Source organism: Microbacterium sp. Root322, from assembly GCF_001425645.1.
Taxonomy (GTDB): Bacteria; Actinomycetota; Actinomycetes; order Actinomycetales; family Microbacteriaceae; genus Microbacterium; species Microbacterium maritypicum.
Map to the genome: position 1 here is coordinate 121,741 of NZ_LMCS01000002.1, position 14,692 is coordinate 136,432.

Below are 14,692 nucleotides of genomic sequence, written 5' to 3' on the forward strand. Positions count from 1 at the left end.
CCGCGGCACACGACGTAAGATGGAGGAGTGAGCGCCCTGAACGACACCCCTGTGGACACGCTGTCGTTCGAGGCGGCTCGAGACGAGCTCGTCAAGGTCGTCGCCGAACTCGAACAGGGATCCCCGACCCTCGAGAACTCGCTCGCCCTCTGGGAACGTGGTGAGGCTCTCGCCGCCCGTTGCGAAGAGTGGCTGTTGGGCGCCAAGCGCCGCCTCGACGCGGCTCGTAGCGCGGCATCCGATGTCGAGACGCCGGCAGGAGACTCGTGAGCAAGCAGCCCCCGATCATTGCCGAGCTCGGCCGCCCCGAGACTCCGGAAGAGACCGCCGCCCGCAAGGCCGCGTTCAGCAAGGCCTACCGGTCGAGCCAGACGGTGCGAAACCTCGTGGCCGCTCTCCTGGTCACGGTCGCCGTGGTCGCGGTCATCATCTTCGCCGTCCCTCGCGGCACGCCGGTCGAGCAGAAGCCACTGGATGTCGCCGCCGTCGCCGAGGGCGTGGAGTCGTCGATGGAACGCCCCGTGCTGATCCCGGAGCTCGGCGACTTCTGGCGCGCGAACGGCGCCGAGATGCAGGGTGGCGCCACCGTGGTGTGGGAGGTCACCCTGGCCCCGAAGTCCGACACGGAGCGCGGCTTCATCAAGGTGGCCCAGGCTTTCGACGCCGATTCCTCCTGGGCTCCGCAGCGTCTGAACGGCATCGCCCCGACTGACACCGTGCGCATCGGCGGCCTCGACTGGGACGTCTACAAGCCCGGAAACGCCGAATCGAACGCGAACGTGACGTATGCCATCGGCACGCAGGCCGGCGACGACTACATCCTGCTCTACGGCTCGCGCTCGGCCGATTCGACCGCCGAACTCGCCGAATCCCTCATTCCGCAGATCCGCATCATCTCGGAGGCCCCATGACGCACCCGTTGACCCCCACAGCCGCCTGGAAGCAGATGCAGGACGGCAACCGCCGTTTCGTGCAGGACGAGCCCCGGCACCCGAATCAAGACGTCGCCCGTCGCAAGGATCTGACGGCAGCGCAGCATCCGGTCGCCACCCTGTTCGGCTGCTCCGACTCGCGCCTCGCCGCCGAGATCATCTTCGACCTCGGCCTCGGCGACCTGTTCGTGGTGCGCAACGCCGGACAGGTGATCGGCGAGTCGATCGTCGCGAGCCTGGAGTATGCCGTCGCGGTGCTCGAGGTGCCGCTGATCGTCGTGCTCGCCCATGACTCCTGCGGCGCCGTGCGTGCGGCGATCGACGGCACCGCGATCGATGCCGCTCCCCTGCCCCCGCACATCTGGAAGCTGATCGCCCCCATCGTCCCCGCCGCGCGGAAGGTGCTGGCCGAGAGCGGCGGGACCACCGTCGCCGAGATCGACTCGGAACTGGTCGGCATCGAGCATCTGCGCAACACCGTGAGTGATCTGCTGCAGTCGTCCGAGATCATCAGCGACGCCGTGTCCGCGGGTCGCCTGGGCATCGTCGGCGCCAACTACCGTCTGGCCGAGGGCACCGCGGTGCCCGTGATCACGGTCGGAATCGACGCCGACGGCGTCACCACCGAGGGAACTGACCCCGCAACCAAGGAGGGTTCGGAATGACCGAGCAGGACTACCGCATCGAGCACGACACCATGGGTGAGGTGCGGGTGCCCGTGAACGCACTCTACGGAGCGCAGACCCAGCGCGCCGTGGAGAACTTCCCGATCTCGGGCAAGGGACTGGAATCGACCCAGATCGCTGCCCTGGCCCGCATCAAGAAGGCCGCGGCGCTGGCCAACAAGGAGCTCGGCACTCTCGACGGTGCCATCGCCGATGCGATCGCCCAGGCCGCCGACCAGGTCGCCTCCGGAGACCACGACGGCGAGTTCCCGGTCGACACCTACCAGACCGGCTCCGGTACCTCGTCGAACATGAACATGAACGAGGTTCTGGCGACGCTCGCGACGCGCATCCTCGGCGCGACCGTCCACCCCAACGACCACGTGAACGCCTCGCAGTCGTCGAACGATGTGTTCCCGACCTCCGTGCACATCGCGGTCACCCAGGCCCTCATCGACACGCTCATCCCCGCGCTCGACCACCTCGCCGTCGCCCTCGAGGCGAAGGCCGAGCTGTGGAAGGACGCCGTCAAGTCCGGCCGCACCCACCTGATGGATGCCACCCCGGTGACCCTGGGCCAGGAGTTCGGCGGCTACGCCCGTCAGATCCGCCTGGGCATCGAGCGCGTGCAGTCGGCCCTCCCCCGCGTCGCCGAGGTCCCGCTGGGCGGCACCGCGGTCGGCACCGGCATCAACACCCCGCTCGGCTTCCCGCAGAAGGTCATCGCGCTGCTCGCGGCAGAGACCGAGCTGCCCATCACCGAGGCCAAGGATCACTTCGAGGCGCAGGCCAACCGCGACGGACTGGTCGAGGCCTCCGGCGCGCTGCGCACGATCGCGGTCTCGCTGACCAAGATCAACAACGACCTGCGCTGGATGGGCTCCGGCCCCAACACGGGTCTCGGCGAGCTGCACATCCCCGACCTGCAGCCTGGTTCCTCGATCATGCCGGGCAAGGTCAACCCGGTCGTTCCCGAGGCCGTGCTGATGGTGTGCGCACGCGTGATCGGCAACGACGCGACAGTCGCCTGGGCCGGCGCATCCGGCTCCTTCGAGCTGAACGTCGCCATCCCGGTCATGGGCACGGCCGTGCTCGAGTCGATCCGTCTGCTCTCGAACGCCTCGCGCGTGCTCGCTGACAAGACGATCGACGGTCTGCAGGCCAACGTCGAGCGGGCCGCCGCATTCGCGGGAATGAGCCCGTCGATCGTGACTCCGCTGAACAAGCTCATCGGCTACGAGGCTGCGGCGAAGATCGCCAAGCACTCGGTCGCCAAGGGCATCACGGTGCGCGACGCCGTGATCGACCTCGGCTACGTCGAGCGCGGCGACCTCACCCTCGAGCAGCTCGACGAGAAGCTCGACCTGCTGTCGATGACGCACCCGGGCTGAATTCCCCCACGAAACAGCGGATGCCGCGAGGACTCGTTCCTCGCGGCATCCGCTGTTCTTGGGGGACCGCTCACATGCATGACCTGGCCACGGATGCCGGAGCGCATGACGGTGAGCAGTCATGCATCCGGCAAGTACTCATGCAGGTGTCACGGTCAGGCGCGTGCCCGCCCGAGAGCCGCTGCGATCGCTGCCACGACCACATCCCAGGAGTGCAGGATCATCGCGTAGTCGAAACGCAGCGTCTCGAATCCGAGACGTGAGGCCACGGCGTCGCGCATGAGATCCCGGTGGCGATTCGCCGGTCCGTCATGGTTCTCCCGACCGTCTGCCTCCAGGATGACTCGACCCTCGATGACGAAGTCGACGCGTCCGACACCGTCGATGATCACCTGCGCGCGCACAGCGACCCCGATCAGGTGGAGCCTCAGCCGCACCACCGATTCCAGGCCGCTCTCCGCATCAGGGCGCGCGAGATCGATGAGCCAGCGCGCTATCGAGGGAAGGGCCGCGCGGACGTTCGCGCGGGCCACCGCCGTCAGCATCCGCTTGTTCCACGCAGACTCGAACGCGGCGAAGAAGAACTCCTCTCCGTAGCAGCCGAACGCATGCACCAGTGCGACCTCAATCGGGGCGATCCCGACGTCCATACGCCCGGGAGTGAAGTGAGCGACGCACGCGCACGGCTTCGGGTGATGCCGTCGCCCACCCAGCCCCATCCAGACATGCACCTCATTCGAGACCTCGAGGGTCCAAACTCCACGGAGCCTCAACGCGCTCCCACATGTGAGTGCGCCTCCGTGTGCCGCTGCGGCGACCACCTCCGACGCCGCTCCCGTCGAGGCGAAGACGCCTGGCCGTACCCGCACGAGCCGTCCTGCCGTGCACTCGGCCCCCAGTCGCGAGCGCGAACAGCCGAATGCCTGAAGTCGCGTTCCGCGCGCGACCCCGCCGAGGTGTCCGAGGATGAATTCGACGTCGATCATCCCTCGATCCTGGCTGCGTACCTCCCCGCGACGCCGCCACGCCCACGCAACTGGTGGACAGGTCTTGGAAGCACGCAGATGTGCAGGTCGATACTCCTTCTCCCCCTGTCCGGATGCATGAGGAACCGACGAATGTCTGAGGCGGGGAGGAGGAACCATCCTGCAAGCGGCCATGGCTCATGCATCCGGGCTGACCCCGGCCGAGTGCCCGGCCGCTGTGCACAGTCACCCCGCACAGGTGACAGCGGATGCCGCGAGGACTCGTTCCTCGCGGCATCCGCTGTTTCACGCCGTCAGCTGAGCTCTCCACCCTCCAGGAGCTCGGTGACGAGCGCGGCGATCGCCGACCGTTCGGAGCGGGTCAGGGTCACGTGGCCGAAGAGCTCGTGTCCCTTCAGCGTCTCGATCACGCTGGCGATCCCGTCGTGTCGGCCGACGCGGAGGTTGTCGCGTTGGCCGACGTCGTGCGTGAGGATCACGCGCGAGTTCTGTCCCATGCGGCTCAGCACCGTCAGCAGCACATTGCGCTCGAGAGACTGGGCCTCGTCGACGATCACGAACGCGTCGTGCAGGGAGCGCCCACGGATGTGGGTCAGCGGGAGCACTTCGAGCAATCCACGCTCGATCACCTCCTCGACCACGTTGCCCGAGACGACCGAGCCGAGCGTGTCGAACACCGCCTGCCCCCACGGGCCCATCTTCTCGCCCTGGTCACCGGGGAGGTAGCCGAGCTCCTGCCCGCCGACCGCGAACAACGGTCGGAACACGATGATCTTCTTCTGCTGCTGCCGCTCCAGAACCGCCTCGAGTCCTGCGCAGAGCGCGAGCGCCGACTTGCCGGTGCCGGCGCGTCCGCCGAGGGAGACGATGCCTACCTCCTGATCGAGCAACAGGTCGATCGCGATGCGCTGCTCCGCCGAACGGCCGTGCATCCCGAAGATGTCGCGGTCTCCGCGCACCAGTCGGTACTCGCCGTCTCCGGTCACCCGACCGAGCGCAGAGCCGCGCTCGGAGTGGATGATCAGTCCGGTGTTCACCGGAAGGCCGCGAGCCTGCTCGCTGATGCCGACCTCGCTCTCGTAGAGGTCGCTGATGTCGTCGCCGGAGAGGTCGAGCGTCGAGATCCCGGTCCACCCGGAGTCCACCGCCTGCTCGGCGAGGTACTCCTCGGCGCGCAGGCCCAGGGATGCAGCCTTCACACGCATCGGCAGGTCCTTCGAGACGATCGTGACGTCCTGACCGTCCTGCGCGAGATGCATCGCGACCGAGAGGATGCGGGTGTCGTTGTCGCTGAGGCGGATACCGGCCGGGAGCACCGAGGAGTCGGTGTTCGCGAGTTCGACCCGGAGAGTGCCGCCCTCACCGACCTCGACCGGGAAATCCAGGCGTCCGTGCTCGATGCGCAGGTCATCCAGGTGTCGAAGGGCCTGCCGCGCGAAGTAGCCGATCTCCGGATCGTGCCTTTTTCCCTCGAGCTCGGTGATCACGACGACGGGGAGGACGACCGAGTGCTCGGCGAACCGGAAGAACGCCTGCGGATCGCTCAGCAGGACCGAGGTGTCGAGGACATAGGTGCGCAGATCCTGATCCGGATCGGCGGACGATGCTCGCCTCGTGGTCTTACGGGTGGACTGCTGCGCGGTGCTTGTGGCCTGCTGCGCTGTACGTGTGGTCACGACCCACTCCCGACCCGGGTAATCCCGGCTATTCGAACGAGTCGACCAGGGGGTCACGAGTCGTCAACCTGAGGCCGACTCGAACGGGCGCCTTGCCCGATGCCTAGAACGTACGACCGCGTGGGCGATTAACGCGGACTCGACACGCCAGCGATTCGTTAAGCGCTGGTGAACGTCTCGTTGCCGAACGCGTGCAGGGCCTCATCGAGAAGCGCGAACGTCGCCGCATCCGTGCCTGCGTGGGGCGCGATCCGCACCGAGGATCCACGTGCGGTCACGACGAGACCGGCGTTGGCGAGTGCCGCGGCGAGGCGTGCGGGCTCCTCCGGGGCGAGTGCCACGATGCCGGCACGCTCGACGCGATCACGCGGGGAGCGCACCTCGATCCCATGGCGGTCGGCGATCTCGATCACGGTGTCGACGTGTTCCGCGAGGCGCTCCTCGATGGCGGCGACACCGGCATCGCGCACATCGCGCACACCGATCGCGAGTCGTCCCGCGGCGAGCGTGTCCGGCTGACTCACGGTGAAGGCCCGAGCCGAGGGCGCTGGCGCCGGGAGTTCGTCGACGAACAGACCGGCGGCCGTCGTTCCGGTGATACCGGAGAGCACGGGCGAGATGCGCTCTCTGGCGCGGGGTGAGAACCACGCGAAGGCGCTGCCCCGGCCGGCGCGCAGCCACTTGTAGCCGTGTCCGACCACCACATCGGCCGCGGAGTAGTCGACGTCGATCACGCCGAACGATTGGACGGCGTCGAGGATGAGCAGGCGGTCGGGACCGATCGCCTCGCGAAGCGCCGCCAGGTCGGTGCGATACCCGGTGCGGAAGTCGACGTGACTCACGGCGAGGGCGACCACCTCGTCATCCAGTGCCTCCCTGACGGCATCAGCGGTCACGCGTCCGTCCTCCGGGGTGATCCACCGCGGGATGATCGCACGGTCCGATGCCGTCGATGCGCGCTCCAGGGTCAGGCTCACGCTGGGGAACTCAGCGGTGCTCGCGATCACACCGCCGGACAGGCCGAACAGCGCGTGCATGAGTCCGTGGGTCGAAGACGGCTGCAGGGTGACGTCGTCGGCGTCGCCGCCCAGCAGCTCGGCGACGAGCTCCTGGGCCTGACCGATGCGCTCGGCGACCAGGGAGAGGGAGGATGGTCGTCCGCTTCCGAGCAGGTCGGCGTCGGCGAACACCTCTTCGCGCACGGAAGGCGACAGCGGGCCGAACGCCGCCCAGTTCAGGTAGCCGGACTCGTTGTCGAAGGTGTCGACATAGTCCTGGAAAGTGCTCACTTCGTCATTGTGGCACGGGTCTGCGCGGGCCCGTCGCCGGGTCAGCGACCGAAGCGCCTGTCGCGGTCGGCGTAGTCGCGGATCGCGCGAAGGAAGTCCACCTGACGCAGGTCGGGGCCCAACGCCTCGACGAAGTAGAACTCGCTGTGTGCGCTCTGCCACAGGAGGAAGTCGCTGAGCCGCTGCTCCCCGCTCGTGCGGATCACGAGATCGGGATCGGGCTGCCCACCCGTGTAGAGGTGCTCGCCGATCATCTCGGGCGTGAGGTGGGCGGCGAGGTCCTCCAGTGTGCCACCGGAGGCCTCATGCTTCGCGATGATGCTCCGCACCGCGTCGACGATCTCATTACGCCCGCCGTAGCCGACGGCGAGATTCACGTGCAGTCCGGTGTGATCCTTGGTGCGGTTCTCCGCATCAGAGAGCACCCGTGCGAGTTCTGCGGGGAGGATGTCGGAGCGTCCGACGTGCTTCACTCGCCAGTTCCCCTCCTGCGACAGGGCCTCGGCGAGCTCGGCGATGATCTCGATGAGGTCGGCGAGCTCCGCGGAGTCGCGCTTTCTCAGGTTGTCGCTGGAGAGCAGATAGAGCGACACCACGCGCACGCCGAGCTCGTCGCACCAGCCGAGGAACTCGCGCATCTTTGCAGCGCCTGCGCGGTGTCCCTCCGCGGGCGTGTCCAATCCGAGCTGACGCGCCCACCGGCGATTGCCGTCGATCATCATCGCGACATGATGCGGCACCGTGGCCGGATCGAGGTGGCGTCGCAACCTGTTGGTGTAGAGCCGATACAGCGGCCCTCGCCCCGGGCTCTCGCGTGACATCACCTCCCTACGCTACCGTGCCGGGGCCTGCGGCATCGTGTGCGGAAGCTGGGATATATGTGCCCTGCACGGTATGCGGGTCGGCTTAGAGTGAGCGTGTGAGTACTCCCGAGCCCTCCGGTCCCGACGTCCCTCAGCTGCCTCTGCTCGAAGCCGCGGCCGTCGATGCCGCCGTCGAGACCAAGCCGACCTGGCGAGGATGGATCCATGCCGGCACGTTCCCGGTGGCGCTGGTCGCCGGTGTCGTGCTGATCATCGTGTCCCAGGGCGCCGCGGCCAAGTGGGCCTCCGCCGTGTTCATGCTCACGTCACTGCTGCTGTTCGGCAACTCGGCGCTCTACCACCGCATCGACTGGCGGCCGAAGGTGAAGGTGCTGCTCAAGCGCATCGACCACGCCAACATCCTGCTGCTCATCGCCGGTACCTACACACCGCTGGCGGTGCTGGCGCTGCCGCCGGAGAAGGGCGTGCTGCTGCTCAGCCTGGTGTGGGGAGGCACGCTGGTCGGCATCCTCTTCCGCGTGTTCTGGATCCACGCCCCGCGCTGGCTCTACGTCGCGCTCTACCTGCTGCTCGGCTGGGCAGCCGTGATGTACCTCGTCGATCTCATGAACGCGAACTTCGCGATGATGGTGCTGGTGATCGTCGGCGGGCTCCTGTACACCGGGGGCGCGGTCGTCTACGCGCTCAAGAAGCCGAACCCCTGGCCCGGGCACTTCGGGTTCCACGAGATCTTCCACGTGTGCACGGTGCTCGCATTCCTCTGCCACTGGACCGCATGCCTGCTCATCGCCCTGTCGCCGCTGTCGCCCTCGCTGGGCGCGCCGTGACGCGAGGTCAGCGAGCGGGCGTATCGCCGTCGGTGTCAGAGGCAGCGGTGCCGTCCGAGGTCGGCGCACCCTTTCCGGGAGCCGCGGCGGCATCGCCCTCGGCCCGCGCCGCTTCCTCGGCGTCGAGCTCGTCGCGCACCTCTTCGCGGTATCGGACGCGGCGGATGCGGCGGTTCATGTCCCAGATCAGCAGGATCACCGCGATCACGACCACGACGATCGCGGCGAAGCCGACGAACCCCGGGGTGACCGACACCGGGTCGACGGTCATGCTCGGCGTCGGCATCGGGGTCTCGGACAGAGAGAACATGAATCGGCCTTTCGTACGCAGGTCGCATAACCTGGTAACACCAGCCTAACGACCGGAAGACCCACCCGTGACGACCGCACAAGAGCTCGATGAACGCTATGGCCGAACCCGACGACGCCGCGCGCCGTGGATCATCGGCGGTGCGATCGCACTGCTGATCGTCGGCGCCTTCAGCTGGATGACCGTGGCCCAGTCGATGGCCTCCGTCGACGCGGACGATCTGGGCTTCGAGCTCGTCGACGAGCACTCCGTGAACATCACCTTCCAGGTCACCGGAGTGCAGGGCAAAGACGTGGTGTGCGCCGTCGAGGCCCTCGACGAGGAGTTCGGTGTCGTCGGCTGGAAGATCGTCGAGATCGAGGCCGGAGACAGCCACTCGCAGGCTCGCTCCGTCACGATCCCCACGGTGTCGGAGGCCACCACAGGTTTGGTGAACACCTGCTGGGTCGCCTAGACTCGTGCCAGACAAGACGACGCCCCGGCACCGTGCCGGGGCGTCTTGGCATATCCCCCGCAGCATGCCGGAGGGATCCCGAAAGAAGGAGCTTCGTCATGTCCACCGATGCTCAGGTTCCCTTCCTCACGCAGGAAGCGTATGACCGGCTCGTCGCCGAGCTGGAGCACCTGTCCACCTTCGGCCGCGACGAGATCGCCAAGCGCATCGAGGCGGCCCGCGAAGAGGGCGACCTCAAGGAGAACGGCGGATACCACGCCGCGAAGGACGAGCAGGGCAAGCAGGAAGCGCGCATCCGCACGCTGGAGGCTCTGCTGAAGACCGCCAAGGTGGGCGAAGCTCCGGCCAGCCGCGGAATCGTCGAGCCCGGCACCGTGGTCACCGCCCTCGTCGCCGGAGGCGAAGAGGTGTTCCTGCTCGGCAGCCGCGAGATCGCCGCAGGCAGCGACCTCGATGTCTACAGCGAAGCCAGCCCGCTCGGCCAGGCCATCCTCGGCCTCAAGGTCGGCGAGAAGTCGTCGTACGAGGCCCCGAACGGCCGCGAGATCAGCGTGGAGATCGTGAACGTCGAGACGTACACGGGCTGAGACACCACACGCAAGCGCCCCCGCATCCTCAGGACGCGGGGGCGCTTCTGTGTGAATGCGCAGTCGTGCTCAATCGGGGACGAGGATGGGTTCGAAGCCGGCGCGACGCAGGGTGTCGAGCGTGTGCTCGGAGTGCTCGGGACCGCGCGTCTCGACGCTGAGCTCGAGGATGACGTCGCTGATCTGCAGACCGTGACCGTGGCGCGTGTGCATGGCCTCGATCACGTTCGCGCCGGCCTCGGCGATGAGCTCGGAGACGCGGGCCAGCTGACCGGGACGGTCGGGCAGAGGGATGCGGATCGTGAGGTAGCGACCCGAAGCGGCGAGTCCGTGGGACACCACGCGCTGCAGCAGGAGCGGATCGATGTTCCCACCAGACAACACGGCCATGGTGGTTCCGCTGCCCGTCACCTTGCCTGCCAGGATCGCCGCCACACCGGCGGCACCAGCGGGCTCGACCACGACCTTCGCCTGCTCCAGCAGGATGAGGATGGCCCGTGCCAGGTCGTCGTCGGAGACCGTGACGACCTCGTCGACGAGGTCCTTGATGATGTCGAACGGGACGGCACCGGGACGAGCGACCAGGATGCCGTCGGCGATGGTCGGTCGGGTGACGATGTCGACGGGCTCGCCGGCCTCGAGCGACGGCGGAACGGCGGCGGCGTTCTCGGCCTGCACACCGATGATGCGGACCGTGCGGCCGAGCTCGGCAGCGCGTGCCTTCACGGCTGCCGCGACGCCGGCGATCAGACCTCCCCCGCCGATGCCGAGCACGACGGTGTCGACGTCGGGCGCGTCCTCGAGGAGTTCGAGTCCGAGAGTTCCCTGCCCGATCACGATGTCGCGGTGATCGAACGGATGGATCAGCACCGCACCCGTGCGCTCGGAGAACTCCGCGGCGAGACGCAGCGAGGTCGCCACCGTCTCCCCCTCCAGCACGACTTCCGCTCCGTAGCCGCGCGTGGCGAGCAGCTTCGGCACCGGAACGCCCAGAGGCATGAAGATCGTCGCCGGGATGCCGAGCGCCTGCGCCGCCAGCGCCACTCCCTGCGCGTGGTTTCCGGCTGAGGCCGCGACCACGCCACGCGAGCGCTCTTCGGCGCTCAGCTTCGACAGCCGGTAGGCCGCACCGCGGATCTTGAAGGATCCCGTGCGCTGGAGGTTCTCCATCTTCAGCAGCACCGGGGCGCCGAGGATGTCGGAGAGCGCTCGCGACGGCAGCGTCGGCGTGTGCGAGATCACCTCAGCCAGACTCTGAGCAGCGTGCTCGAACTCGGTCAGGCTGGGGACTGCGCTCATCGATTCCTCCGTCTCCGCTCGCGCGGTACTGTGCTCCAGATAAGGTCTCCGCTCGGCCCGACGCCCGTGCGCCAGGATCCCGAGCTGATGGTCACGGCTGCGACGTTGATGAACGCCGCCAACGGCACCGCGAACAGTGCGCCAGGGATGCCGGCGATCATCGCTCCACCCGCCACGACGAGGACGACGGCGAGCGGATGCACCTTGACCGCCGAGCCCATCATGATCGGCTGCAGGATATGTCCTTCGATCTGCTGGACGGCCAGCACGACCAGGAGCATCCAGAGCGCGATCCAGGGACCGTTGTACACCAGCGCCAGGAACACGGCGACGGCGCCGGTCACGACCGCACCCACGATCGGGATGAACGAGCCGAGGAACACCAGGACGGCGACCGGGAGCGCGAGCGGCACCTGCAACAGGAACGCCCCGAGTCCGATGCCGATCGCATCGATCGTCGCGACGAACAACTGCGTGCGCGCGTAGTTCACGATCGTGGTCCAGCCGTTGCGGGCCGCTCCGTCGACGGCCGGCTGCGCCATGCGCGGGAAGATCCGGAGGGTCCACCGCCAGATGCCTGCGCCGTCGGCGAGGAGACAGATCAGGATGAACAGCGACAGCACGGCGCCCGTGGCGACGTGGCCGACGGTGGTCCCGATCGCCAGGGCGCCGGTCCACAGCACCTGCGCCTGCTCGTTGAGGAAGTCGAGTCCCTGCTGCAGGTAGTTCGCGATCTGCGTGTCGGAGAGACTCAGAGGACCCTCGTGCAACCAGACCTGGAACTGATCGAAGGCCTCGGTCGAACGCTGCTGCACGTCGGGCAGCTGAGCACGCACCTGCCAGACGACGAGCCACATCAGCCCGGTGACGATGGCGGCCGTCCCGATGAGCGAGATGGCGATCGCCAGCCAGCGCGGGAGACCACGCCGCAGCATCCACGAGAAGGCCGGCCACAGCAGCGCGGTGATGAGGATGCCCACCATGAGGGGGATGACCAGGAGCTTGAGCAGCATCACGAGCCAGATGAAGACGCCGATCGCCGCCGCGATCAGCAGCAGCCGCCAGGCATAGCCCGCCGTGATGCGCAGTGGCAGCGGTACCGCCTCGTCGGCCTCGGTCGACACGGTGCGCTCGGTGGAGACCGGGCGCGGACGGAACAGATCTCTCAGTCGGGGTCGCTGGTCCTCACTCATCGCCCAAGTCTACGGTCACGCCGTATGCCCTCGAACGCATCTTTCCTTGGAGGGTGCATGTCGGCGCTCGGCGATACCCTGACCGTGTGACCGACACCCTCACTCCGACCCAGGCACGCCGCATCGCTCTGGCCGCGCAGGGCTTCACCCGCGCGCGGCCCGCATCGGTCGCGGGGCGCCACGTGCACCGGGTGATGGATCGTCTCGGTGTGCTGCAGATCGACTCCGTGAACGTGTTCGCACGATCCCATTACCTGCCGTTGTTCTCTCGGCTGGGCTCCTACGAGCCGGCCCTGCTCGACCGTGTCTTCCTCTCGCGCACGACCCATTACGTGGAATACCTCGCTCACGAGGCGACCTTCATCCCGATCGAGGACTGGCCGCTGTGGCGTTTTCGCATGGACGACTTCCGCCGACGCTGGGCGGGCGAAGAGTCCTGGATGTCGAGCAACGCGCGAACGCTGCAGTGGGTCCAGGACGAGCTGCGTGTGCGCGGGCCCTTGCGTCCCGCCGATCTCCGTGCCGATGCTCCCAGGGAACGCGGCACCTGGTGGGACTGGGACGACGTCAAGCTCGCCCTCGAACACCTGTGGCGAACCGGCGATGTCGCCATCAGCGGGCGCCGCGGGTTCGAGCGCACCTATGCGCTGGCCGAGCACGTCATCCCTGACGCCATCCGTTCGCAAGAGGTCTCCCGCGCCGATGCCATCCGTGAGCTGACCCGTCGCGCGGCCCGATCGAGCGGCGTCGCGACGCAGTCCGACCTGGCCGACTACTACCGGATCCGCGACCGGGCCGCCGTCGCGCGCTCGATCGCAGAGCTCGTCGACGCCGGCGAGCTGGAGCCCGTGCAGGTGCGCGGCTGGGAACGCGGCGGGCGTCCACTCGCCGCCTGGCGGCATCGGGATGCGGTGCTGCCCCGCAAGGTCGACGCGGCGGCGATTCTGACGCCGTTCGACCCGGTGGTGTGGTTTCGGGATCGCGCACTCCGCGCGTTCGACCTCGACTACCGCATCGAGATCTACGTACCGGCAGAGAAGCGGCGGTTCGGCTACTACTCCTTGCCGGTCCTCGTGGGCGACCGCATCGTCGCGCGCGTCGATCTCAAGTCCGACCGCGCGACATCGACGCTGCAGGTGCAATCTGCCTGGTGGGAACCACAGGCTCACCCCGGCGATGCCGAGCAGATCGCTGCCGAGCTCCGACTCGCAGCGGCGTGGCAGGGACTGGAGCATGTCTCGGTGTCGAGGTGGGGTGACGCCACCGACGCGCTGCATGGGGCGCTGGTGGCCGGAGCAGGCACCGGTCCCTCCGTGCGTCGTCACGTGCACGCGCGAGAGACTCCGGTGTGAGCAGGGCCCGGTGGTGGCTGCTCGGCGGCGTCGCCGGTCTCGTCCTCGTCGCCGCGGGGCTCTGGCTCTGGTCGTCGACGAACCGCTCCTCCACGCCGGAAGAAGCGGCGCTAGCCTATGTCCAGGCGCTCGAGTCCGGTGACGCCGACGCCGTGGCGGCCACCGGGATCGACGTGTCGGACACCGCACTGGTCGCCTTCGCCGCCGCCACCGCGTTCATCGAGGACTCCGAGGTCACAACGGTCCGACGCGAAGACGACGACACTTCGGCCGTCGTCGCGATCTCCTTCCGGCTCGACGGCAAGACGCACACCGCGCAGCTGACGCTCGGCATCGTCGACGGCCGCTGGAGCGTCGATGCGACGGGACTCGGCACACTGACCGTGGAAACGACGATCGGGTCGGATGTCGCGATCGGCGATGCGACCGTTCCGGCGGAGACGGCTGCACTGCTGCTCCCCGCGACCTACGCCCTCGCCGCCGCACCGGAGACACTGCTCGAGGGCGGGAGCGCGGCGCTGGTGCTACCAGGGGTGAAGACCACGACGACGCTCGACGTCGTGCTGCGGCCGGAGGCGACGGCGGTCGCGCAGGCCCAGCTCGACACGCTCCTCGAGACTTGCACCGCTGGGGGCACAGAAGTCCCCGACGGATGCGGCATACGGATCCCCTGGGGGACCGAGTTCCGCGAGGTGGATGCCATCCGCTATCGGATCGACACGGCACCGGTCATCGCGTTGACTCCCGCCGGTTTCACCGCAGAGGGTGGAGTGCTCGTGGCCACCGTCACCGGGACCGCCCAGAACGGCGAGGCCCGCACGACCACCTATCGGACGGACTCCTGGAGCGTGCGCGGCGACCTGGCGTTCACCGCCGACGGACTCCTCCTGTCGGTGTGGTGAACGAC

General features: G+C 68.1%; 16 protein-coding genes. 9 read left to right on the forward strand and 7 right to left on the reverse strand.

The features are described from left to right. The first annotated feature begins 27 nt into the window (after nucleotides 1-27). Genes ASC55_RS05405 through ASC55_RS05420 form a run of 4 tightly spaced genes read left to right on the forward strand, consistent with a single transcriptional unit; the run spans nucleotide 28 to nucleotide 2,988 of the window. A complete protein-coding gene (locus tag ASC55_RS05405) occupies nucleotides 28-270 on the forward strand; it encodes an exodeoxyribonuclease VII small subunit (protein ID WP_055873409.1) in 243 nt (80 codons plus the stop codon). After that, nucleotides 267-911, forward strand: coding sequence for a DUF4245 family protein (locus ASC55_RS05410; RefSeq protein WP_055864566.1), 645 nt, complete (start codon nucleotides 267-269; stop codon nucleotides 909-911). The genes ASC55_RS05405 and ASC55_RS05410 overlap by 4 nt, the downstream gene beginning before the upstream one ends. Next, nucleotides 908-1,597: a carbonic anhydrase gene (locus ASC55_RS05415; protein WP_017828705.1), complete on the forward strand. Its 690-nt coding sequence runs from the start codon at nucleotides 908-910 to the stop codon at nucleotides 1,595-1,597. Before ASC55_RS05410 ends, ASC55_RS05415 begins: the two co-directional genes overlap by 4 nt. Continuing rightward, a complete protein-coding gene (locus ASC55_RS05420; protein ID WP_055864571.1) occupies nucleotides 1,594-2,988 on the forward strand; it encodes a class II fumarate hydratase in 1,395 nt (464 codons plus the stop codon). Before ASC55_RS05415 ends, ASC55_RS05420 begins: the two co-directional genes overlap by 4 nt. 155 nt (nucleotides 2,989-3,143) lie before the next feature. Here the strand turns inward: ASC55_RS05420 and ASC55_RS17700 are convergent, their stop codons facing one another. The 4 genes from ASC55_RS17700 to ASC55_RS05440 form a co-directional block, all read right to left on the reverse strand. Next, nucleotides 3,144-3,638 (reverse strand): endonuclease domain-containing protein, encoded by a 495-nt coding sequence (locus tag ASC55_RS17700; RefSeq protein WP_055873412.1) that lies wholly within the window; start codon nucleotides 3,636-3,638, stop codon nucleotides 3,144-3,146. 629 nt (nucleotides 3,639-4,267) lie between these two features. Beyond that, nucleotides 4,268-5,650 carry a PhoH family protein gene (locus tag ASC55_RS05430; RefSeq protein WP_055864581.1) on the reverse strand — a complete coding sequence of 461 codons (1,383 nt, stop codon included), beginning with the start codon at nucleotides 5,648-5,650 and terminating at the stop codon, nucleotides 4,268-4,270. Between the two features lie 158 nt (nucleotides 5,651-5,808). Further along, a complete protein-coding gene (locus ASC55_RS05435) occupies nucleotides 5,809-6,939 on the reverse strand; it encodes an aminotransferase class V-fold PLP-dependent enzyme (protein WP_055873415.1) in 1,131 nt (376 codons plus the stop codon). Between the two features lie 41 nt (nucleotides 6,940-6,980). Continuing rightward, a complete protein-coding gene (locus ASC55_RS05440) occupies nucleotides 6,981-7,760 on the reverse strand; it encodes an isoprenyl transferase (RefSeq protein WP_017828709.1) in 780 nt (259 codons plus the stop codon). A gap of 98 nt (nucleotides 7,761-7,858) precedes the next feature. Between ASC55_RS05440 and trhA the strand changes: the two genes are divergently transcribed. Beyond that, the gene (trhA, locus tag ASC55_RS05445) at nucleotides 7,859-8,590 is read left to right on the forward strand and encodes a PAQR family membrane homeostasis protein TrhA (RefSeq protein ID WP_055873418.1); all 732 of its coding nucleotides are present in this window, start codon (nucleotides 7,859-7,861) and stop codon (nucleotides 8,588-8,590) included. Between the two features lie 7 nt (nucleotides 8,591-8,597). Here the strand turns inward: trhA and ASC55_RS05450 are convergent, their stop codons facing one another. Then, on the reverse strand, nucleotides 8,598-8,900 hold the full coding sequence (locus ASC55_RS05450) for a hypothetical protein (protein ID WP_017828711.1): 303 nt from the start codon (nucleotides 8,898-8,900) through the stop codon (nucleotides 8,598-8,600). Nucleotides 8,901-8,967: 67 nt separating this feature from the next. On the opposite strand from ASC55_RS05450, the gene ASC55_RS05455 reads away from it, so the two are divergent. Continuing rightward, complete coding sequence (locus ASC55_RS05455) at nucleotides 8,968-9,354, forward strand: DUF4307 domain-containing protein (RefSeq protein WP_055864591.1); 387 nt, start codon at nucleotides 8,968-8,970, stop codon at nucleotides 9,352-9,354. Between the two features lie 98 nt (nucleotides 9,355-9,452). Further along, nucleotides 9,453-9,941 (forward strand): transcription elongation factor GreA, encoded by a 489-nt coding sequence (greA, locus tag ASC55_RS05460; protein ID WP_017828713.1) that lies wholly within the window; start codon nucleotides 9,453-9,455, stop codon nucleotides 9,939-9,941. A 69-nt stretch (nucleotides 9,942-10,010) separates the two neighbouring features. Here greA and ilvA read toward each other — a convergent pair whose 3' ends face one another. Both ilvA and ASC55_RS05470 read right to left on the reverse strand, forming a co-directional pair. Further along, nucleotides 10,011-11,240 carry a threonine ammonia-lyase gene (gene ilvA / locus ASC55_RS05465; RefSeq protein ID WP_017828714.1) on the reverse strand — a complete coding sequence of 410 codons (1,230 nt, stop codon included), beginning with the start codon at nucleotides 11,238-11,240 and terminating at the stop codon, nucleotides 10,011-10,013. Next, on the reverse strand, nucleotides 11,237-12,433 hold the full coding sequence (locus ASC55_RS05470) for an AI-2E family transporter (RefSeq protein WP_200935144.1): 1,197 nt from the start codon (nucleotides 12,431-12,433) through the stop codon (nucleotides 11,237-11,239). The genes ilvA and ASC55_RS05470 overlap by 4 nt, the downstream gene beginning before the upstream one ends. Before the next feature lie 86 nt (nucleotides 12,434-12,519). Between ASC55_RS05470 and ASC55_RS05475 the strand changes: the two genes are divergently transcribed. Then, the gene (locus ASC55_RS05475; RefSeq protein WP_055873421.1) at nucleotides 12,520-13,785 is read left to right on the forward strand and encodes a winged helix-turn-helix domain-containing protein; all 1,266 of its coding nucleotides are present in this window, start codon (nucleotides 12,520-12,522) and stop codon (nucleotides 13,783-13,785) included. Next, nucleotides 13,782-14,687 (forward strand): hypothetical protein, encoded by a 906-nt coding sequence (locus ASC55_RS05480; RefSeq protein WP_055873425.1) that lies wholly within the window; start codon nucleotides 13,782-13,784, stop codon nucleotides 14,685-14,687. Before ASC55_RS05475 ends, ASC55_RS05480 begins: the two co-directional genes overlap by 4 nt. Nucleotides 14,688-14,692: the final 5 nt, after the last annotated feature.

Coding starts and splice junctions, on each gene's coding strand:
- ASC55_RS05415 (WP_017828705.1), top strand. CDS start 908: ATGACGCACCCGTTGACCCCCACAGCCGCCTGGAAGCAGATGCAGGAC.
- ASC55_RS05420 (WP_055864571.1), top strand. CDS start 1,594: ATGACCGAGCAGGACTACCGCATCGAGCACGACACCATGGGTGAGGTG.
- ASC55_RS17700 (WP_055873412.1), bottom strand. CDS start 3,638: ATGGACGTCGGGATCGCCCCGATTGAGGTCGCACTGGTGCATGCGTTC.
- ASC55_RS05440 (WP_017828709.1), bottom strand. CDS start 7,760: ATGTCACGCGAGAGCCCGGGGCGAGGGCCGCTGTATCGGCTCTACACC.
- ASC55_RS05450 (WP_017828711.1), bottom strand. CDS start 8,900: ATGTTCTCTCTGTCCGAGACCCCGATGCCGACGCCGAGCATGACCGTC.
- greA (WP_017828713.1), top strand. CDS start 9,453: ATGTCCACCGATGCTCAGGTTCCCTTCCTCACGCAGGAAGCGTATGAC.
- ilvA (WP_017828714.1), bottom strand. CDS start 11,240: ATGAGCGCAGTCCCCAGCCTGACCGAGTTCGAGCACGCTGCTCAGAGT.
- ASC55_RS05470 (WP_200935144.1), bottom strand. CDS start 12,433: ATGAGTGAGGACCAGCGACCCCGACTGAGAGATCTGTTCCGTCCGCGC.